Below are 21,135 nucleotides of genomic sequence, written 5' to 3'. Positions count from 1 at the left end.
GGGCGATCCGAATCCAGCGGGGTTGTGGGGCCCGACGGCCTCCGTTCCGGGTGGGAGGGGTCAGGGGAAGAGGAGGTCCAGGAATGGCTGCCCCGCCGGCACCCGCCAGGCCGGCAGCCGTACCGTTCGGGCCACCGGTGCCGGCTTCGCTCCCCGTCCGCCCGACGGCAGCCCGATCAGCAGGTCCCCGCGTGCGTGGGTGAGCCGCAGATGGCGGGCGGGATCCTGCCCGGGCGACGGGCCGGTGTCGATGAGGACAGCCGTGTTCTCCCCGTCCAGGGTGAACAGCAGGTCCACCGTGTGCCCGCCGACCACCGCCGCGCGTTCCAGGTCGGTGATGCCACGGGTACCGAGGTACTCCTGGAGCCGGTCGGCGAGCTCCTCGCGGAATCCGGGCGACGCCGGGGTACCGGGGACCGCGTCCTGGTCTGCGGAGGCTCCCGCGTGCAGCACCGTCGAGCGCTCCGCGAGCAGGGACGGCAGCCCAGCCTGCCCCTGCCAGAAGCGATGGCTTCCAACCGTGATCAGCTGCGACTTCGCCCGGGTGACCGCGACGTTCCAGAGGTTGACCTGGCTCGCCACCCAGTGCGTCGTCTTCGGCGGGGTGTTGTCCGTGGCCACCGGGCTCAGGACCATGACGTCGCGCTGACCGCCCTGGAAGGCGTGCACCGTACCGACCCGGACCCGGTCGTCTCCGGCCCACACCCGGGACAGCGCCTCCTTCTGCGCGCGGAAGGGCGTCACCACCCCGACCGTGGCGTCCTCGGGCAGCCGTGCCAGCAGCTCGTCCACCGTCCGCCGCACCTGGTCCGCCTCGGCCTGGTTGCGCCAGGACCGGCCGCCGCTGCCGGCCGCGGACTCGCCGTACGGCACGTCCACCCAGCCGAGCACCGGAGCCGGATCGGCCGCCCCCGCCGGATCGACCGGCGGGACCTGCCTGCGGACATCAGTGAGGACCTGCAACTGGCCCGCGTAGCAGTAGCCGTTGACGACGTCCGCGATCTGCGGATGACACCGGTAGTGCTCGTCGAGCAGCAGCGCCGCCTCACCGTGCTGCGCCGCCGCGTGGTATGAGGCATACACGTGGTAGGCCAGCCGGTGGTCTTCCAGCTGCGCGGCGGTCAGGCCCGCCCGCACCCGGGCCTGCCGCTCCTGCTCCGGACTGATCCCGGGAATGTGCCCGAGCTGCATCGGGTCGCCGATTACAAGCGCCCGCTTCGCCCGGAACAGCAGCGGCAGCACCGACGGGATCGAGCACTGGCTCGCCTCGTCGATCACCACGAGATCAAAGAGCTTGGGGGCGAGTTCGAGCTGGCGAACCGAGTGCGTACTGATGGCCCACCCCTTCAGGTGCGCCATCAGATTGCGCTGGCTCTTCTGGAAACCCGAGCGCCGGCGCAGCGCCTGGAGCCGCTGGTTCATCAGCGACCGGCCACGCACCATGCCCTCGGCCGCCACGGCCTGCGCCAGCTCCCCCGAGACCGCGGACGACGCCGCGGCGTCCTCCAGCCGGGCCTGCTTCAGCGCCTCCTCGTCCCAGGCCAGATGTGCTGGTACGAGCTCCCGCAGGGCCCGCTCCACCGCCACGGCTTCCGCGAGGTCGAGCAGCAGCTCGGGCGGGGCAGGTCGCTCCGCCGCCCAGGCTGGCCACGAAGCCTCGGATTCGCCGCCGTCGCCGGACGAACCCGCGAGGGCTGCGAGAGCCCGTCCGCGGCGCCACCGGCCGAAGGTCAGCCAGCCGGCTCCGGCGGCCCTTCGGGCACGCTCCTCCCAGCGGGCGAGCTCAACCGGACCCTCCGTCTCCCAGGCGGCCTCCAGCAGTCGCACGGGCAGTGCGAGCCCGTCCGCCTGCCGGGCCCGCTCCCGGACCAGCTCCAGCAGGCGCGCCTCCTCGCCGATCCGCCCTGCCGCCTCCACCCGGAGCGCGGCCGTACGCGCGTGGCGGTTGCGCAGCTCACCGGCCACGGTCGCGGCACCCCGGGCCGGGGCCGCGGCCGGCTCGGCCAGCAGTCCGGCCAGCTTCTCGGCCTCCCGTTCCCTCGCTTCCACGTTTCCGGTCCGCATGAGCAGGCCGGGCGAGATCTCGTCGCACCGCTCGGCCACCACGTTGACGGCCTCGTTGTTCGTGGACGCGACGAGAACGGACTGCCCCGAGGCGACGGCGGTCGCGACCACGGCCGTCACCACCTCGCTCTTGCCGGTACCGGGCGGGCCGGTCGCGACGGTGAGCCGACGGGTCATCGCCGAGGAGACCACCTGCTCCTGGCTCTCGTTGCACGGGCCGGGGGACACCACCGCCACGGCCGTTGCGTCACGATCCGTCCCGTCACCGCGGTCACCGCCGCCGGTCAGGAGGGCTTCCAGGGCAGTGCCCGCGATCTGACCGGCACGTGTGGACATCTGGAGCAGGTTGTCGACCAGGCCCTCGGTCGCGACCCGCTCCATGCCGGAAGGCGCGAGCAGCACGGCGGCGTTGTGGGCGCCGGGTCGCAGCGAGTCCATCACGGACCGCTCGCTGAGCGAGGCGAGGTCGAGGGGCTCCAGCTCCGGAACGCCGAGCTCGGTCAGGAGCTCCCGTACCGCCTTGACCATCTGGGTGCCGTTGCCCTCCTGCCAGCTCGGCTGCCAGCGGGCGAGCAGCTCGGCGGCCTCGTCGTCGGACAGCAGCTCGGTGATCACACCGGTGTGCAAGGAGGGGACCCCGCTCGGACGCAGCAGGTCGCGGCCGTTCTCGTCCGGGCTGAGCTCCATCGGCTGGACCAGCAGCGGCGCGATCCGTACTGCCGCCCGCCGGCGGCCGTCCCCGCCGCGTTCGGGCAGGGTGATCGCGGGATACCCGTACCAGTACTCCTGGAGCCCGGCCCCGTCGGCCTGGGCACCGGTGCTCTTCGGCTTGGGCAGCTGCCCGGGGGCGGGGAAGGAGTGCCCAACCCCGGACTGGATCGACTCCGGGCCCTGGCCCAGCAGGAAGTATGCGGAGCCCCGGCCGCTGTCGCGGTCGGGGAGCATGCCGGACGCCGCCTGGGCGCCGAGGCAGTGCGCGTAGTACCGCAGCAGCCGCTGCGCGTCGACGCCCTCCCCGGCATCCTGGGCGACCAGCTGCCGCGCCTTCAGCAGGGCGGGGGAGACCCCGGACCGAGCAGCGGCCCCGTCCGTGTCGCGCGGCGCGTCGGGGAGACGGACCGGGCGGGCGACCGAGCGGGCGAAAGGCAGCGAACGGGTGGCCCGGATCGTCGACTTGGTCGGCCGCTGTTCCTCGGGAACGCCCCTGATCACCATCTGCGCGGTCAGGTACTCGAAGAGGTCGTCCGGGGTGACCCAGCCGCTCTCCTTGATCCTCCCGCTCCGCAGCCCCTCCACGATCTCCCCGGTGAACCGGGAGGTACCGAGGGACGACCCTTCCGGCGCCATCGCGGACGCGGCCTGGAGGGCGTCGGAGGCGGTGATGAAGTACACGCCGGTCGGGCGCAGCAGCGTACTGGGCGCGGGCTGGTCACCGGTGTCCGTGTCCGTGCCGCCCTTGGCCGTCCAGCCCTGGACGACGGACCCGCTGGAGCAGCAGTCCAGCAGCACGAGCTTGGACGCGGCCCGGCAGGACGTGAGCATCCGCTCCAGGAACTCGGCCGGGACCGCCGTGCCCGGCAGGTCGTCCGGGTCGGCGTCCCGGGTCAGGAAGTAAAGCTGCCCATCGGCCTCGCAGAACTGGCCGTGGCCGCTGAAGTAGAGCAGCGCCGTCTCGCTGGACTGCCGCTCCTCCAGGAACTGCTCGACCGCGTACAGCATTTCGGCGCGGGTCGGCTCGGCGACCATCGCGCAGTCGTTGTACATGCCGATCTCGGTGCTCTCCAGCACCGCCCGCATGTAGTGCAGGTCGGCCCGGACCGGCGGCAGGTCGTGGTAGCGGTCGCTGTCGTACGTGGATACGCCGATGAGCATGGCGTACCGGTCGTTGTCGCTCACTGTGCGCCCGGCCCCGCCTCGCCGCCGTCCTCGTCCTGGTCCTCGCCCCGGGCCTGGGCCGCACCGTCGGCGAGGAACCGGTCGATCAGCTCGCTGTCGGACCGGGCCTCCTTGCCGGACACGCGAAGCGTTGCCCCGTCCGCCCGGGTGATGACGATGGTCCGCTGGGGGACGCGGGCCAGCCAGACTTGGATGCCGGCGGCGACGAGCGAGCCCCCGCTGAAGACCAGCCCGAGCAGGTCGGTGACCGGTCCGCCCTTGAGGGACTCGTCCTCGGCCCGGGACTGCGGGATGTCCAGTGCGGCCTGCGTATCAGCCTCGGCGAGGGCGGCGAGCAGCTCGCGCGCCTCGCGCCGGGCGCGCAGCGGGTCCTCGTCGACGATGGTGATGCGGTGGCCGACCGCGGCCGGGTCGGTGGTGGTGCTCACGTTCTTCGTCCCCCTTGATCTTCCCCGCGTGGCGGACACACGGACGGGGGAGCGTACCGAAGACCCCTGGCAATGGACCCGCCACTTTCCGAAAACCTGCTGGTCATTGGCGTGAAACGGCCAGCTCCGCCTAGACGGTCTCACTGGGGGCAGCTGTCCGCGGCGCCGCCGCCCGCCGGCTCGCCAGCCCGGGGGTGCCGCCGCCGCGCTGCCCTTGACACAGGTGTCTGCTGTCACGACTTCGCAGGCCGCTGAACGCACCCAGCGAGTGTGTGTGATGTGAGGCAGCCTCGTCTGCCGGGTGCCCGAGCGCTCACGGGGTGACCCCGTTTTCCTTTCTGGCCAGGGCCGGGGGAGTTGGGAGGTTGTGGGTGGTGTGGAGGGGGCCGGTGAGGAGGAGGAGGGCGGACAGGGCGTTGGCGGCGTAGAGGAGCCAGAGGGCGTTGCGGTCGCCCAGGAAGGTGCCCAGGGCGCCGCCGAGGAGGCTGCCGACCGGGATCGTGCCGTACATCACGAAGCGGATGGTGGAGCTGACCCGGCCCAGCATGTCCGGGGGGCAGTAGGCCTGGCGGAAGCTCACGATGATGACGTTGCCGGCGACGACCCCGGTCATCAGGCAGAACTCGCCGACCAGGAAGGACAGCAGGCCCATTCCGTTTGTGGTGAGCGGGATCAGCAGGCCGAACGGGCCCCCGCAGAAGGCGCACAGCAGGACCGCCCGGGCCGTTCCGAAGCGGCGGGCCAGGCGCGGCGAGACCACCGCGCCCAGGACCCCGCCCAGCCCGGCCAGCGCGATCAGGACGCCGATCAGCGCGCCCGGGGCGCCCACCGTCCGGCTCAGGAACAGGATCGACAGGGACTGCGCCCCGCCCAGGAAGAGGTTCATCGCCGCGTCGCAGAGGAGGATCGTGCGCAGGAACGGGTCGTGGGTGAGGAAGGCCACGCCCGCGCGGATCTCCGAGGCCAGCGACCGTTCCCTCGCGGCCCGTTCCTCACCGCCCGGCGGGGCCTCCGGGGTGCGGATGCGCAGGAGCAGCGCCGCCGAGACCAGGAAGCTCAGCCCGTCGGCGAGGAAGCCGGCCGCCGCGCTTCCGGCCTGGGCCAGCGCCCCGCCCGCGCCCGGTGCGACGACCTCCGCGACCGATTCGCTGGTCTGGAGCCGGGCGTTGCCGTCGGCGAGCTCCTCGTGCGGCAGTACGGTCGGCAGGTACGCGCTGTAGGCGGCCCGGAAGAACACGTCGGCCGTGCCTGACAGGACCGCCACCAGGATGAGTTGCGTCGTTGTCAGGAGGTTCAACGCCACCGTTGCGGTCAGTGACAGCATCAGCAGCGCCGACACCGCGTTGCACACGATCATCACCGGCCGGCGGCGCATCCGGTCGGTCCACGCCCCCACGGGCAGCCCGAACAGCAGCCACGGCACCCAGGCCGCGGCGCCCAGCACCCCCATGGTGAAGGGCCCCGCGTCCAGGGTGTCCACCGCGATCAGCGGCAGCAGCACCCGGGTGGCCGCGCTCCCGAACTGGCTCACGGACTCCCCCGCCCACAGCAGCCGGAAGTCCCTGCGGCGCAGCGCGCCGCGAACGGCGCTCACCGGCCCACCGTGCCCTCGCCGAGCAGCGCGGCGATCTCGGCGGCGGGCTTGGGCGCCATCATCTCGCCGTGTGCGCAGGCAATGTGGTGGTGGGTGACCGGGCCCGTGACGTACGGCTCCCACACCCGCGGCCCGGGCGCGTCCGGCTCGTGGGCGGCGACGGCCAGCGTCACCGCGCCCCGGAACACCCCCGGACGGTGGGCGGCGGCCAGCCGGTCGTGGTGGACGTAGGCCCCGCCCAGGGCGGCGACGCTCTCCCCGTCGAAGACCGACAGCGGGCCCTCCTCGGCGGCGGCCGCCGCCACCAGACCGGCGAGGGTCAGCGGACCCCCTCCGGCCGCGCCGCCCTGCTCACGCGGCGGATAGCCGAGCGATTCCAGCAGGTCGCGCAGCGGGTCCGCGGCCACGGCCGCCGTCTCGCCGGGGGCCGCCGGATACCCGTCGAGCAGGGTGAGCGCCGCCACCTCCTCGCCGTCCTGCTGGAGCGTCACGGCCACCGCGTGTGCGACCACCGCCCCGAAGGACCAGCCCAGCAGGTGGTACGGGCCGTGCGGCTGCACCGTGCGGATCCGCGCCGCGTACTCCGCTGCCATCTCCGCGATGCTCCCGGGCCGCGCCCCCGGCTCGCTCAGCGCCCGCGACTGCAGGGCGTGTACGGACCGCTGCGGGTCCAGGTGCTCCAACAGCCCCCGGTACACCCAGCCGGTGCCCGCGCCCGGGTGGACGCAGAACAGGGCGGGCGCGCCGGGCGCCCCCGTGCGCAGCGTGACCAGCGGCGCCAGCGGGTCCGCGTCCCCGCCGGGGACCCCGCCGCCGGAGCCGGAGCGGGCGGCGAGCCCGGCGACCGTGGGCGCGGCGAACAGGTCCTGGACCCCGAGCTCCTCGCCCAGCGCCTCGCGCACCCGGGCCATCAGCCGGGCCGCCAGCAGGGAGTGGCCGCCCAGGTCGAAGAAGCCGTCGTCGGCGCCCACGGCGTCCGCGGGCAGCCCCAGCACCTCGGCGAACAGCCCCGCCAGGACCTCCTCCCGCCGGCTGCGCGGGGCCCGGCGCACCCGGCCGTCCCCGGCCGCGCCCGGCTCCGGCGCGGGCAGCGCGGCCCGGTCGAGCTTGTCGTTCGGGGTCCGCGGGAAGGCGTCGAGCACGACGAACGCCGACGGCACCATGTGCGCCGGGAGGGTCGCAGCCAGATGGGCGCGCAGCCCCGCCGCGTCCACCGCGGGGGCCGTGCTGCCCGGGGCCGGGACCACGTACCCGACCAGCCGCTTCGCACCGCCGGGGCCGTCCTCCCGCACGGTCACCGCGGCCCGGTCCACTCCGGGCGCCGCCGCGAGCGCGGCCTCGATCTCGCCGGGTTCGACGCGGAAGCCGCGGATCTTGACCTGGTCGTCGGCGCGGCCGAGGTACTCGATGCGGCCCTCGCGGTCCCGGCGGACGAGGTCGCCCGTGCGGTACATGCGGGCCCCGGCCTCGAACGGGCAGGCCACGAAGCGCTCCGCCGTCGTCCCCGGGCGCCGCAGGTAGCCCCGCGCCAGCCCGGCACCCGCCACGTACAGCTCGCCGGGCACCCCCGGCGCCACCGGGCGCAGCGCCGCGTCGAGCACGTAGGCGCGGGTGTTGGCGACGGGAGCGCCGATGAGCGGGCGCTCACTGCCCGCGGTGTCCCACCACAGGGCGTCGACCGTGCACTCGGTGGGTCCGTACAGGTTGTAGGCGAGCATCCCCTCCGTGGCGCGCAGCCGGCTCCACAGCCCCTCGCCCGCGGCCTCCCCGCCGATCAGCAGCAGCTGCGGCGGGGCGTCGAGCAGGCCCTCCTCGATGAGGTGCTCGGCGTGCGTCGGGGTGGTGTCGACGACGTCGAGGGCGGCGTCGGCGACGTACCGGACGAAGGCGGCGGCGTCGCGGCGCACGGCGTCGCCGATGAGGTGGAGTTCGTGCCCGGCGACCATCCACATCAGGGCGTCCCAGGAGGCGTCGAAGGACAGCGAGGCCACCAGCGCCACCCGCAACTGCCGTCCGGCCGCGCTCCGTTCCGCCTCGGCCATGGTGTGGGCGCGGTGGTGGGCGTACAGGTTGCGCAGCGCCGCGTGGTCGACGACGACGCCCTTGGGCCGGCCCGTGGACCCGGAGGTGTACACGACGTAGGCGGCGTCGCCCGGCCGGGGCCGCCGCAGCGGCCCGGCACCGGGCGCGGAGGCGGCGCCCGCGTCCTCCTCGTCGGTGAGGACGAGCGGGACCCGCGCCGGCTCCGCCAGCGGCAGCAGCGGGGCGGTCGCGCAGTCCGTGACCAGCAGCGCCGGGGCGGAGTCGGCCAGCATGTGCGCGATTCGCCCGGCCGGGTATCCGGTGTCCACCAGGACGAACGCCGCACCGGCCTTGAGGACGGCCAGGATCGCGGCCACCGCAGCCGGGGAGCGCGGCAGGGCGACGGCCACCACCCGCTCCGGACCCGCCCCGGCCCGGACGAGACGCCGGGCGAGCCGGTCGGACCAGGCGTCGAGGGCGGCGAAGCCGATCCGCTCGGCGCCGTGCACGAGCGCGGTCGCGTCCGGGGTGCGGGCGGCACGCGCCGCGAACAGCTCGGGCACGGTGGCGTCCGGCACCGGCAGCGCGGTGTCGTTCCACCCGGTCAGCACCCGCCGGCGGGCCGCGGGGGTCAGCGGGTCGGCGGCGCCGACCGGCAGCTCCGGCGCCGCCGCGAGCAGCCGGACCATCCGTACCAGGGCCGCGGCGAGGTCTTCGGCGGTGGCGTGGTCGAACAGCTCGGCCGCGTACTCCAGGAAGCCGGAGATCCCGGCGGGGCGGCCCTGGGCGTCCCGGTGCTCCTGGACGTCCAGCGTCAGGTCGAACTGGGCGACGTCGAAGCGGAACGGCTCGGGGCGGACGTCGAGGCCGGGCAGCGCGAGCGTCCCGTCCTCGCCGTCCTGCACCTGCAGCAGCACCTGGAAGAGGGGGTGGCGGGCGAGGGACCGCTCGGGGTTGAGCGCCTCCACGACCCGCTCGAAGGGCACGTCCTGGTGCTCGTACGCGGCGAGGTCGGTGTCCCGGACCCGGCCCAGGAGTTCGGCGAAGGTCGGATCGCCGGAGACGTCGGTGCGCAGGACGAGGGTGTTGACGAAGAAGCCGACGAGGTCGTCCAGGGCCTCGTCCGTACGGCCCGCGACGGGCGTCCCGATCGGTACGTCGGTCCCCGCGCCGAGCCGGGACAGGGTGACGGCCAGCGCCGCCTGCACCACCATGAAGAGGGTGCAGCCGTGCCCGCGGGCCAGTTCCAGCAGCCGGCCGTGCAGCTCGGCGTCCAGGGCGACGGGGACGGAGCCGCCCACGAAGTCCGCCACAGCCGGGCGCGGCCGGTCGTAGGGCAGGGCCAGCTCGGCGGGCGCACCGGCCAGCGTGCCGGTCCAGAAGGCGAGTTGGCGCGAGAGCGGGCTCGCGGGGTCGTCCTCCGCGCCGAGCAGCCCACGCTGCCACAGCGTGTAGTCGGCGTACTGCACCGGCAGCGGTTCGAAGGCGGGCGCGGAGCCCGCGCACCGGGCGGCGTACGCCTCGGACAGGTCCCGGAACAGCGGCCCCCAGGACCACCCGTCGAGCGCGATGTGGTGCACCACCAGGGCCAGCACCCACTCCTGCGGCCCGGCAGCGAGCAGCGCCGCCCGTACGGGGGGCCGCGCGGCCAGGTCGAACGGGCGGGCCAGCAGGGCGTCGAGGGCCCCCGCCGTCCCCTCCGGGCCGCACTCCACCAGCTCCAGGGGTACGCCGCCCCCGGCGGGCAGTACCCGCTGGTACGGCTCGCCCGCCGCCTCCGGGAACACCGTGCGCAGGGCCTCGTGCCGGTCGGTGACGTCCCCCAGGGCCGCGGCCAGCGCCGCGGTGTCCAGCGGGCCGCGCAGCCGCAGCGCGAACGGGCAGTGGTAGCCCGCGGACTGGCCCGCCCGGCTCAGGAACCACAGCCGGCGCTGGGCGGCCGACAGCGGCGGGGCCTCGGGCCGCTCGGCCGCCGCGGTCAGGGCCGGACGGGGGGCCGCCCCGGCTGCGGAGCCCTGCGCGAGGCAGGCGGCCAGCCCGGCCACCGTCGGGTGTTGGAACAGCTGCCGGATGCCCAGGTCGCCGCCCAGGACGGCCCGGATCCGCGAGAGCAGCCGGGTCGCGAGCAGCGAATGGCCGCCCAGCTCGAAGAAGCTGTCCTCGGCGCCCACCGACGGCAGCCCGAGCACCTGCGCGAACAGCTCCGCCAGGAGCTCCTCGCGGGGCCCGCGCGGGGCGCGGGAGGAGAGCAGCGCCCCGAAGTCCGGCGCGGGCAGCGCCGCCCGGTCCAGCTTGCCGTTCCGGTTCATCGGGAAGGCCTCCAGGACCACGAAGGCCGAGGGCACCATGTGGTCCGGCAGCTGCGCGGCGAGCCGCCCGCGCAGCGCACCCGGTTCGGCGCTGCGGCCCGCGGCCGCCACCACGTACGCCACGAGGCGCTTCCCGGCGGGCCCGCCGTCCCGGGCGAGCACCGCGGCCTGCGCCACCTCCGGGCAGGCCCGCAGGGACGCCTCGATCTCGCCGGGCTCGATGCGGAAGCCGCGGATCTTGACCTGGTCGTCGGCGCGGCCGAGGTACTCGATGCGGCCCTCGCGGTCCCAGCGGACGAGGTCGCCGGTGCGGTACATGCGGGCCCCGTCCTCGAACGGGCAGGCCACGAAGCGGCCCGCGGTGAGGGAGGGCCGGTTCAGGTAGCCGCGGGCCAGGCTCGGTCCGGCCAGGTACAGCTCGCCCGGGACGCCGGGGGCGACGGGCCGCAGCCCGGCGTCCAGTACGTACGCCCGGGTGTTGGCGAGCGGGCGGCCCACGAGCGGCTCCTCGCTCAGGGCGGCGTCCCACCACAGGGTGTCGACGCTGCACTCGGTGGGCCCGTACAGGTTGTGGCAGAGCATCCCCTCGGCGGCGCGGACCCGCGTCCACAGGGCCGCGCCCGCGGCCTCGCCGCCGAGCAGCAGCACCTTGGGCCGGTGCGCGGGGTCGTCCAGCAGGCCCTCCTCGACGAGCTGTTCGGCGTAGGTCGGGGTGACGTCGAGGGCGTCGATGCCGGCGCGGGCGATGTGCCGGACCAGCGCGGCCGCGTCGCGGCGGGTGTCGTCGTCGACGAGGTGGAGCTCGTGGCCGGCCACCATCCACAGCAGCCCCTCCCACGACGTGTCGAAGGACAGCGCGGCCGTCAGCGCCATGCGCATCCGGCGCCCGCCGTGCAGCTCCTCCGCGCGGGCGATGACCCCGGCCCGGTGGAAGGCGTACAGGTTGCGCAGCCCCGCATGGTCGATGACGACGCCCTTGGGCTCGCCGGTAGACCCCGAGGTGTGGATCACGTACGCGGCGCTGCCGGGCAGGATCCGGCGGCCCGGGACGGGACCGGCGGCGTCTGCCGGGACCGGGCCCGGCGCGTCGACGAGGACGCGGACGGCGCCGGTGTCCGGGAGCCCCGGGGCGGTCGCGGCGTCGGTGACGACGGTGGTCGTGGTGGACAGCAGCCGGGCGATCCGCTCGGCCGGGTAGTCCGTGTCGACGGGGACGAAGGCGGCGCCCGCCTTGAGCACCGCGAGCAGCGCCACGACGGAGTCGGCGGACCGGGGCAGGGCCAGGGCCACCAGGTGTTCCGGGCCGACCCCGTGCCCGGCGAGCCGGTGGGCCAGCGCGTCGGCGCGGGCGTCGAGTTCGGCGAAGGTCAGCGCGGTGTCCCGGAAGACGAGGGCGGTCGCGCCGGGGGTGCGGGCGGCCCGCTCCTCGAACAGCTCGGGCAGGGTCCCCGAGGGCACCGGCGCGGCCGTGTCGTTCCAGCCGGACAGGACCAGCGCGCGCTGCTCGGCGGAGAGCGGGTCGGCCTGCCCGACCGGGGCGCAGGGGTCGGCGGCGAGGCGCTCCAGCACCCGGGCGAGGGCGGCGGCGAGGTCCTCGGCGGTGGCCCGGTCGAACAGGTCCGTCGCGTACTCCAGGGCTCCGCCGATCCCGGCCGGGGCGCCGTCCGGGCCCCACCGCTCCTGGAAGTCGGCGGTGAGGTCGAACTTGGCGACGTCCCAGGCGGCGGACTGCTCCGCGCACTCCAGGCCGGGCAGGGCGAAGGCGGGGTCCTCGCCGCTGTCCAGGGTCATCATCACCTGGAAGAGGGGGTGGCGGGCGAGGGACCGCTCGGGGTTGACCGCCTCGACGACCTGCTCGAAGGGCACGTCCTGGTGCTCGAAGGCGGCGAGGTCGGTCTCCCGCACCCGCTCCAGGAGCTCGGTGAAGGCCGGGTCCCCGGAGAGGTCGGTGCGCAGGACGAGGGTGTTGACGAAGAAGCCGACGAGGTCGTCGAGGGCTTCGTCGTCACGGCCCGCGACGACGGTCCCGATCGGGATGTCGGTGCCGGCGCCGAGGCGGGACAGGAGGACCGCCAGGCCGGCCTGGAGGACCATGAAGAGGGTGCAGCCGTGCTGTCGGGCCAGTTCCAGCAGTCGTCCGTGCAGCTCCGCGTCGAGCTCCAGGGGGACGGAGCCGCCCGCGAAGCTCGCCACCGCGGGGCGCGGCCGGTCGGCTGGCAGGGCCAGTTCGGCCGGGGCTCCGGCCAGCTCCTGCTTCCAGAAGGAAAGTTGACCGGCGAGCAGGCTCTCCGGGTCGTCCTCCGCGCCCAGCAGCTCGCGCTGCCACAGCGTGTAGTCCCGGTACTGCACCGGCAGCGGCTCGAAGGCGGGCGCCCCGCCCGCGCACCGGGCGGCGTAGGCGGCGGCCAGGTCGGCCAGGAGCGGCCCCCAGGACCAGCCGTCGGTGGCGATGTGGTGGATCACCAGCGCCAGCACCCACTCCTCGTCGCCCAGGGCGAAGAGGCATGCCCGCACCGGGAGTTCGGCGGTGAGGTCGAACACGTGCCCGGCCTCGGCGGCCAGCGCGTCGGCGAGCTCCGCCTCGCCGAGGCGGACGACGGGCAGCTCCGGCGCCCGGTCGGTGATCTGCTGCACGGGCTCGCCGTCGACCTCGGGGAAGAGCGTCCGCAGCACCTCGTGCCGCCCGGTCAGATCGCCGAGGGCCGCGGCCAGCGCCTGCGGGTCCAGCGGGCCGCGCAGCCGGGTGGTGAGCGGGCAGTTGTACGCGGCGCCGGTCTCGCCGAGCTGGTTGAGGAACCACAGCCGCCGCTGGGCGAACGAGACGGGGAACACAGGACCTCCAGGGGCGTGCGGGGTGGTGCGGGGGACGGGGGCGGGGGACGGCTCAGGCATCGGCGGCGCGGCGGAGCGTGGGACGGGCCTTCGGCGCGTCGGCGAGCAGGGCGGCGGTGCGGGCGGGGGTCGGGTGCTGGAAGAGCTGGCGGATCTTCAGCTCCCGCCCGAGTTCGGCCCGGATCCTGCTGATCAGCCGGGTGACCAGCAGGGAGTGGCCCCCCAGGGCGAAGAAGTTGTCGTCCGGGCCGACCTCGTCCCGGCCGAGGATCTCGGCGTACAGGGCGCGGACGCGTTCCTCGGTGCTGCCGGCCTGCTCCGCGGCCGGCTCCGGCGCGGCGGGGGCGGCCGCGGCCGTGCGCGGCGCCGGGCCGTCGACCGAGCCGACCGCCTGCTCCGGGGCGGCCGCGAGACCGCGCAGCACCAGGGCCAGGTCCGCCGCCAGCCGCTCGGCACTCGAACGGTCGAACAGCTCGGTGGCGTAGGTCAGTTCGCCCACGAGGCCCAGCGGGGTGCCGTCGGCGGCGCGCTGCTCCCCGAGGTCCACGCCGAGGTCGAACTTGGACACCGCCCACTCGACGGGGTGCGGCTGCGCCGTGAGGCCCGTCAGGCGGGGCAGGGCGGGCGGCTCGTTCTGCACCTGGAGCAGCACCTGGAAGAGCGGGTGCCGGGCGAGGGACCGCTCCGGGTTCACCCCCAGCACGACCCGCTCGAAGGGCACGTCCTGGTGGGCGTAGGCGGCGAGGTCGCTCTCCCGGACCCGGGCGAGGAGGTCCGCGAAGGTCGGATCCCCCGAGACGTCGGTGCGCAGGACGAGGGTGTTGACGAAGAAGCCGACGAGGTCGTCGAGGGCTTCGTCGTCACGGCCCGCGACGACGGTCCCGATCGGGATGTCGGTGCCGGCGCCGAGGCGGGACAGGAGGACCGCCAGGCCGGCCTGGAGGACCATGAAGAGGGTGCAGCCGTGCTGTCGGGCCAGTCCCAGCAGTCGTCCGTGCAGCTCCGCGTCGAGCTCCAGGGGGACGGAGCCGCCCGCGAAGCTCGCCACCTCCGGGCGGGGCCGGTCGTAGGGCAGGGCCAGCTCGGCCGGGGCCCCGGCCAGCTCCTTGGCCCAAAAATCGAGCTGACGGGTCATCAGTGCGTCCGGGTCGCCCTCCGCGCCGAGCACGGACCGCTGCCAGACGGTGTGGTCCCGGTACTGCACGGGCAGCGGCTCGAAGGCGGGCTCCGCGCCCGCGAGGCGGGCGGCGTACGCGGTGGCCAGGTCGGCCAGGAGCGGCCCCCACGACCAGCCGTCGGTGGCGATGTGGTGCACCACCAGCACCAGCACCCACTCTTCCCGCCCCAGCTCCAGCAGCCGGGCTCGCAGCGGCAGTTCGGCCGAGATGTCGAAGCAGTGGCCCGTCACCTCCCGTACCGCGCCCGCGACGGCACCGGCCTGCGGGACGGCGAGGACCTCCAGCGGCACCTCGGCCGCCGCGCCCTCCAGCAGCCGGATCACCGGCTCGCCCCCGCACTCGTCGAAGACGGTCCGCAGCACCTCGTGCCGGGCCACCACGTCGCCGAGCGCCGCCCGCAGTGCCGGAGCGTCCAGCGGACCCCGCAGCCGGTAGGCGAAGGGCACGTTGTGGTGGCCGGACGGGCCCTCCGCCTGGTGCGCGAACCACAGCCGGTGCTGCGCCGAGGACAGCGGCGCGCCCTGCCCGGGCTCCGCACGGCGCAGCGGCGGCCGCGCCCGGTCGGCGCTCCCGGCCAGCTCCGCGAGGGCGGCCACGGTCTGCGCGCGGAAGACGTCGCGCAGCGACAGCTCGACCCCGAGGGCCGTACGGATCCGGCTGACCAGCCGGGTCGCCAGCAGCGAGTGGCCGCCCAGGTCGAAGAAGCCCGCGTCGGCGGCGACCGCGTCGAGGCCGAGCACCTCGGCGAAGAGCCCCGCCAGGATCTCCTCCCGGGGCGTTCGGGGGGCACGTCCGCCGGAGGCGGCCAGCGCGGGCTCGGGCAGGGCCCGGTAGTCCACCTTGCCGTTGGGGGTCAGCGGCAGCGCGTCCAGGACCAGGACGTACGAGGGCAGCATGTAATCCGGCAGCAGCCGCTCCAGCCGGCGCCGCACCGAGGGCCCGGAGACCTCCCCGACCACGTACCCGGCCAGCCGCTTCTCGCCGTCCGCGGCGGCCCGTACGGCGACCACGGCCTGGCGGACGCCCGGGCAGGCGGCCAGCGCGGCCTCGACCTCGCCGGGCTCCACGCGGAAGCCGCGGACCTTCACCTGCTCGTCGGCCCGGCCGAGGAACTCCAGCAGCCCGTCGGCCCGCCACCGGGCGAGGTCGCCGGTGCGGTACATGCGCGCCCCGGGCGCGCCGAACGGGTCGGCGACGAACCGCTCCGCGGTGGCCGCGGGCCGCCGGTGGTAGCCGCGCGCCACTCCGGCGCCGGCGAGGTACAGCTCGCCCGGCGTGCCCGGCGGCACCAGCCGCAGCCGCTCGTCCAGCACGTACGCACGGGTGCCGTCCAGGGGGCGGCCGATCGGCACCGGGCCGTCGGCGTCCGCGGCGCCGGTGATCAGGTGGGCGGTCGCGCACAGGGTCGCCTCGGTGGGCCCGTACAGGTGGCGGACCACGGTGTCCGGGCAGGCGGCCAGCACGGCGCGGACCGCGGCGGGGCTGACGACGTCGCCGCCGGTCAGCACCTCGCGGACGCCGGCCAGCAGGCCGGGGTCCTCCTCGGCGACGACGCGGAACAGACCGGCCGTCAGGTGCACGGCGGTGATGCCCGAGCCGCGGATCAGGGCGCCCAGGGCGGCGACCGTCGGCTCGCCCTCGGGGGCGACGACGACCTGCCAGCCCGACAGCAGCGCGACCCACAGCTCGTAGTCGGCGATGTCGAAGGCGTGCGGGGCGTGGAACAGGACGCGTTCGGCGCCGCGGGTGTGCCAGCCCCGGTCGGCGACGAGGTCCAGGACGTCCCGGTGGGTGACGGCGACGCCCTTGGGCTCGCCGGTCGAGCCCGAGGTGTGCATCAGGTAGGCGAGCTGCCCGGGCGGGCACGCCGCGGGCACGAACTCCCCGCCCTCCGCGTCCGCCGCGGCGGTGTCCGCCGCGGTGACCAGGACCGTACGGGCGCACTCCAGGCCGAGCGGGGCGAAGGCCTCGTCGACCAGCAGGACGGGGCAGCCCGCGTCGGCCAGGATCTTCTGCATGCGCGCGGCCGGGTGCCCCGTGTGCAGCGGCACGTACGCCCCGCCCGCCTTCAGGACGGCCAGCATCGCGACGACGACCTCGGGGGAGCGGCCCATCAGCACGCCGACCGGGGTCTCGGCGCCGACCCCGTACCCGGCCAGGCGCCGGGCCAGCCGGTCCGCGCGCCGGTCCAGCTCCCCGTACGTCATCTCGTCCGGGCCCGCGACGAGGGCCACGGCGTCCGGGTGCAGGGCGGCCCGGCGGGCGAACTCCAGGTGCACGGCGCCCGCCGCGGTCCGCTGCGGTCCCTGCGGCAGCCAGGCGCCGAGCAGCTGCTCGCGCTCCTGCTCCAGCAGCACCTCCAGCGCCGAGACCCGGCCGCGCGGCGCGCGCACCGCGGCCCGCAGGACTCCCCGCAGCCGCTCCACGAGGGCGCGCACGGTGGCCTCGTCGAACAGGCCCGTACGGTACTTGGCGACTGCACGCAGCCCCTCGCCCGCCGAGCCCGCCTCGGTGAACTGCAGCGCCAGCTCGAACTCGGCCTGCGGTACGTCGACCTCCTCGGTCACCGCGGTCAGCCCGGGCAGTTCCAGTGCAGCCGCGGAGGTCGCCCGGCGCATCGTCAGCGCCACCTGGAACAGCGGGTGGTGGGAGAGGGAGCGGCGCGGGTTGACCGCCTCGACGACCTGCTCGAAGGGGACGTCCTGGTGGGCGAAGGCGGCCAGGTCGGTGTTCCGGACCCGCTCCAGGAGTTCGGCGAAGGTCGGATCGCCGGAGACGTCGGTGCGCAGGACCAGGGTGTTGACGAAGAAGCCGACCAGCTCGTCCAGGGCTTCGTCGCCGCGGCCCGCGACGACCGTCCCGATCGGCACGTCGGTGCCGGCGCCGAGCCGGGACAGCACCACCGCCAGAGCCGCCTGGAGCACCATGAAGACGGTGCACCCGTGCGCCCGGGCCAGCGCCTCCAGCTCCGCGGTCAGCGCCGCGTCCAGGCCGAATCCGAGGGCGGCGCCCGCCGGGTCGGCCACGGCGGGCCGGGGCCGGTCGGTGGGCAGCGCGGGCTCCTCGGGCAGTCCCGCCAGCGCGGTGCGCCAGTGGGCCAGCTGTTCCTCGGCGACGTCGGCCAGCAGGGCGCGCTGCCAGAGGGTGTAGTCCGCGTACTGCACGGCGAGCGGGGCGCGCGGGGCCGGGCGGTCGCCCGTACGGGCCGCGTAGGCGTGCGCCAGGTCGTCCAGCAGCGGCCCCCAGGACTCGCCGTCGGTGGCGATGTGGTGCAGGGCCAGCACCAGCATGTGCTCCTGCGGCCCGCAGGCCAGCAGCGCGGCCCGCAGCGGCACCTGCACCGCCAGGTCGAAGGGGCGGCCCGCGACCTCGGCGACGAGCCCGGCCGCCCCGTCGGCGCCGGCCGCGTCGAGGAGCTCCAGGGCCGGCGGGGCCGGGGGCAGGACGACCTGACGGGGCTCGCCGTCGGCCTCCGGGTGGACGGTGCGCAGGATCTCGTGCCGCTCGGCCAGGTCGGCCAGCGCCCCGCGCAGCGCCTCCACGTCGAGCGGACCGCCGAGCCGGACCGCGACCGCGCTGTGGTAGGCCGGGTTCGGCCCTTCGAGCCGGCCCAGGAACCACAGTCGGCGCTGCGCCGGGGAGAGCGGCAGCTGCGCCGGGCGCGCCTGCGGCCGCAGCGCGGGACGGGCCCGGTCCGCGCCGTCGATCAGCGCGGCGAGCGCGGCCGGAGTGCGGGCGGTGAACACCTCGCGGATGCCCAGCTCCGCGCCGAACGCCCCGCGCACCTGCGCCACCAGCCGCATCGCCAGCAGCGAATGGCCGCCCAGCTCGAAGAAGTCGTCGTCGGCGCCCACCTCGGGCAGGCCCAGCACCGACGCGAACAGGCCCGTGAGGATCCGCTCCCGCTCGGTGCGGCCGCCGCGGCCGCCGCGGCCGCCGGTGCGCAGGGCGGGGGCGGGCAGGGCACGCCGGTCGAGCTTGCCGTTCGGCGTCACCGGCAGCTCGTCCAGCACGACCACGGCCGGGACCATGTGCTCGGGCAGCGCGGCGGCCAGCTCGCCGCGCACCCCGGCGGGGGTCGGCGCGGCGCCCGGGCGGGGCACCACGTACGCCACGAGCCGGGGGTCGCCCGGGCGGTCCTCGCGGACGACGACCGCCGCGTGGGAGACGCCCGCGCAGCCGGCAGCGGCGTTCTGCACCTCGCCGAGTTCGATGCGGAAGCCGCGGATCTTGACCTGGTCGTCGGTGCGGCCCAGGTACTCCAGGACGCCGTCGGCCCGCCAGCGCACCAGGTCGCCCGTGCGGTACATGCGGGCCCCCGGTTCGAAGGGGCAGGCCACGAACCGGTCGGCGGTCAGCCCGGGCCGGCCGAGATAGCCGCGGGCCAGCTGCACGCCGGCCAGGTACAGCTCGCCCGCGGTACCGGGCGCCACCGGGGCGAGCCGGCCGTCCAGGACGTACGTACGGGTGTTGGCGGCGGGCCGGCCGATCGGGACGGTGGCGTCCCCGGCCCGGCAGGGCCAGAGCGTGACGTCGACCGCGGCCTCGGTCGGGCCGTACAGGTTGTGCAGCTCGGCGCCGGGCAGGACCCGGAAGAAGGCGTCCTGGGTGTGCGGCGGCAGCGCCTCGCCACTGGCGATCACCCGGCGCAGCGAGCGGGCGCCCGCCGCGGCGGGCTCGCGCAGGAACACGTCGAGCATGGACGGCACGAAGTGCGCGGTGGTGACGGACTCACGGGCGATCAGGTCGGCCAGGTAGGCGGGGTCCTGGTGGCCGCCGGGCTTCGCGACCACCAGGGTCGCCCCGGTCAGCAGCGGCCAGAAGAACTCCCACACCGAGACGTCGAAGCCGCTCGGCGTCTTCTGCAGCACCCGGTCCCCGGCCCCCAGGCCGTACTCCCGCTGCATCCACTCCAGCCGGTTGACGATGGCCCGGTGCGGGACCAGCGCACCCTTGGGGCGGCCGGTGGAACCGGAGGTGAAGATCGCGTACGCCGGGTGGTCGGGAAGGACCACCGGCCGCGGTGCGGGATCGGCTGCGGGGAGCGGGGCGTCCAGCCGCAGCGTCGGCGTCCCCGGCGCCTCCCAGCCGGTGCTCAGCACCAGTGCCGGGGCGGCGTCGGCCATGATCCCGAGGTTGCGCTCCGCGGGCTGGCCGGGGTCGACGGGCAGGTAGGCGGCGCCCGCCTTCAGCACCCCGCACAGGGCGACCATCAGGTCGAGGGAGCGCGGTACGGCGACCGCGACCAGGCTCTCCGGTCCGATGCCGCGGGCCGCGAGCACGTCCGCGAGGCGGCCCGCCCGCTCGTCCAGCGCCCGGTAGGTCAGGGACTCCCCCTCGAAGACGACGGCGGTGGCGTCCGGGGTCCGGGCCGCCTGCTCCGCGAGCAGCGCGGTCAGCGTCGTCTCCGGGAGGGCGGCGGCGGTGTCGTTCCATTCGGCCAGGACCCGGTGGCGCTCGGCCGCGGTCAGCGCGTCCAGGACCTCCACCGGCGCGTCCGGGTCGGCCGTCCAGCGCTCCAGCAGCCGCACCAGCCGCTCGCCCAGCTCCCGCACCCGCTCGGTGCCGATGAGCCCGGGGTGGTGGCTCAGCCGCAGCCCGAGCGCCGCGCCCGGCTCGACCACCAGGGTCAGCGGGAAGTGCGTGGTGTCCCGGAACCGGATCCGCGCCTGAAGGCCGAAGCCGGGCAGGTCGAGGGCGTAGTCGCTCATCGGGAAGTTCTCGAAGACCAGGTTCGTGTCGAAGAGGGCGGACGGGGAGCCGGCCAGCTTCTGGATCTCCGTCAACCCCAGGTGGTCGTGGTCCACCAGCTCCGCCCGCTCGCGCTGGAGCTCCGCGCAGACCCGGCGCAGCGGGGCGGCCGCGTCGATCCGGGCCCGCACGGGCACGGTGTTGATCAGCATGCCGATCATCCGCTCCGACCCCGGCAGTTCGGCGGGGCGGCCGCTGACGGTGAGACCGAAGACCACGTCGTCCTGCCCGGTGGCGCGGGCCATGAGGACCGCCCAGGCACCCTGGACCACGCTGGTCAGCAGCAGCCCGCACTCCCGGGCCCGCGCGGTCAGCGCCGCCGTCCGCTCCTCGTCCAGCCGCACCACCACGTCCTCGGGGGTGGCGCCGGGGGAGACCCGGCCGGCGCCGTCCGCGATCCGGCAGGGCGCACCGAGACCGGCCAGGGCGGTGCGCCAGGCCTCCTCGGCGGCGGGCCGGTCGCAGCGCGCGAGGTGCGCCAGGTACTCCCGGTAGGGCCGCACCGGCTCCGGCTCGCCACCTGCGTACAGGGTGAACAGCTCGCGGAAGAGCAGCCCGAACGACCAGCCGTCCAGCAGAATGTGATGGGCCGTCACCAGGAGTCGGTGCCGGTCGTCCGCCAACCGCAGCAGCGTGAACCGCAGCAGCGGCGGGCGGCGGCTGTCGACGCCCTGGGCCCAGTCCTCCTCCGTCAGCTCCGCGGCCCGCTCGTCGGCCGCCCCGGCGGGCAGGGCGCCGAGGTCGTGCTCCTGCCAGGCCGGCTCCACGTCCCGGCGGACCACCTGGACGGGGTCGCCGTTCTTGCGGTGGGTGAGGACCACCCGCAGGTTGGCGTGGCGGCGCAGCAGCTCCCCGGCGGCCCGGCGCAGCCGCCCCGCGTCGAGCGCCCCGTCCAGGTCGACGGTGAACTGGGCGATGTAGAGGTGCTTGGAGTCCTCGTCGTACCCGGAGTGGAAGAGCATGCCCTCCTGCAGCGGGGAGAGGGGCAGGACGTCCTCGATGGCCGGCCGGCTGGTGTTCATGGCTGATGTCGCTTTCTGGGAGACCGCGGGAGGGCGGCG

At 75.6% G+C, this 21,135-nt stretch carries 5 protein-coding genes; all 5 read right to left on the bottom strand.

Annotation, left to right across the window (positions count from 1 at the left end):
- Positions 1 to 60: 60 nt before the first annotated feature.
- Complete coding sequence (locus AB0F11_RS08265; RefSeq protein WP_362169673.1) at positions 61 to 3,960, bottom strand: AAA domain-containing protein; 3,900 nt, start codon at positions 3,958 to 3,960, stop codon at positions 61 to 63.
- A complete protein-coding gene (locus AB0F11_RS08260) occupies positions 3,957 to 4,388 on the bottom strand; it encodes a hypothetical protein (RefSeq protein WP_362169671.1) in 432 nt (143 codons plus the stop codon). Before AB0F11_RS08260 ends, AB0F11_RS08265 begins: the two co-directional genes overlap by 4 nt.
- Before the next feature lie 313 nt (positions 4,389 to 4,701).
- Positions 4,702 to 5,982 (bottom strand): MFS transporter, encoded by a 1,281-nt coding sequence (locus tag AB0F11_RS08255; protein WP_362169669.1) that lies wholly within the window; start codon positions 5,980 to 5,982, stop codon positions 4,702 to 4,704.
- Positions 5,979 to 13,205 carry an amino acid adenylation domain-containing protein gene (locus AB0F11_RS08250; RefSeq protein WP_362169667.1) on the bottom strand — a complete coding sequence of 2,409 codons (7,227 nt, stop codon included), beginning with the start codon at positions 13,203 to 13,205 and terminating at the stop codon, positions 5,979 to 5,981. The genes AB0F11_RS08255 and AB0F11_RS08250 overlap by 4 nt, the downstream gene beginning before the upstream one ends.
- Positions 13,198 to 21,096: an amino acid adenylation domain-containing protein gene (locus tag AB0F11_RS08245; protein ID WP_362169665.1), complete on the bottom strand. Its 7,899-nt coding sequence runs from the start codon at positions 21,094 to 21,096 to the stop codon at positions 13,198 to 13,200. Before AB0F11_RS08245 ends, AB0F11_RS08250 begins: the two co-directional genes overlap by 8 nt.
- Positions 21,097 to 21,135: the final 39 nt, after the last annotated feature.

This window comes from Streptomyces sp. NPDC032472 (genome assembly GCF_040636955.1).
Classification (GTDB): domain Bacteria; phylum Actinomycetota; class Actinomycetes; order Streptomycetales; family Streptomycetaceae; genus Streptomyces.
The sequence above is the reverse complement of the archived record's forward strand: the minus strand, read 5'-3'. Positions and strand labels throughout refer to the sequence as shown.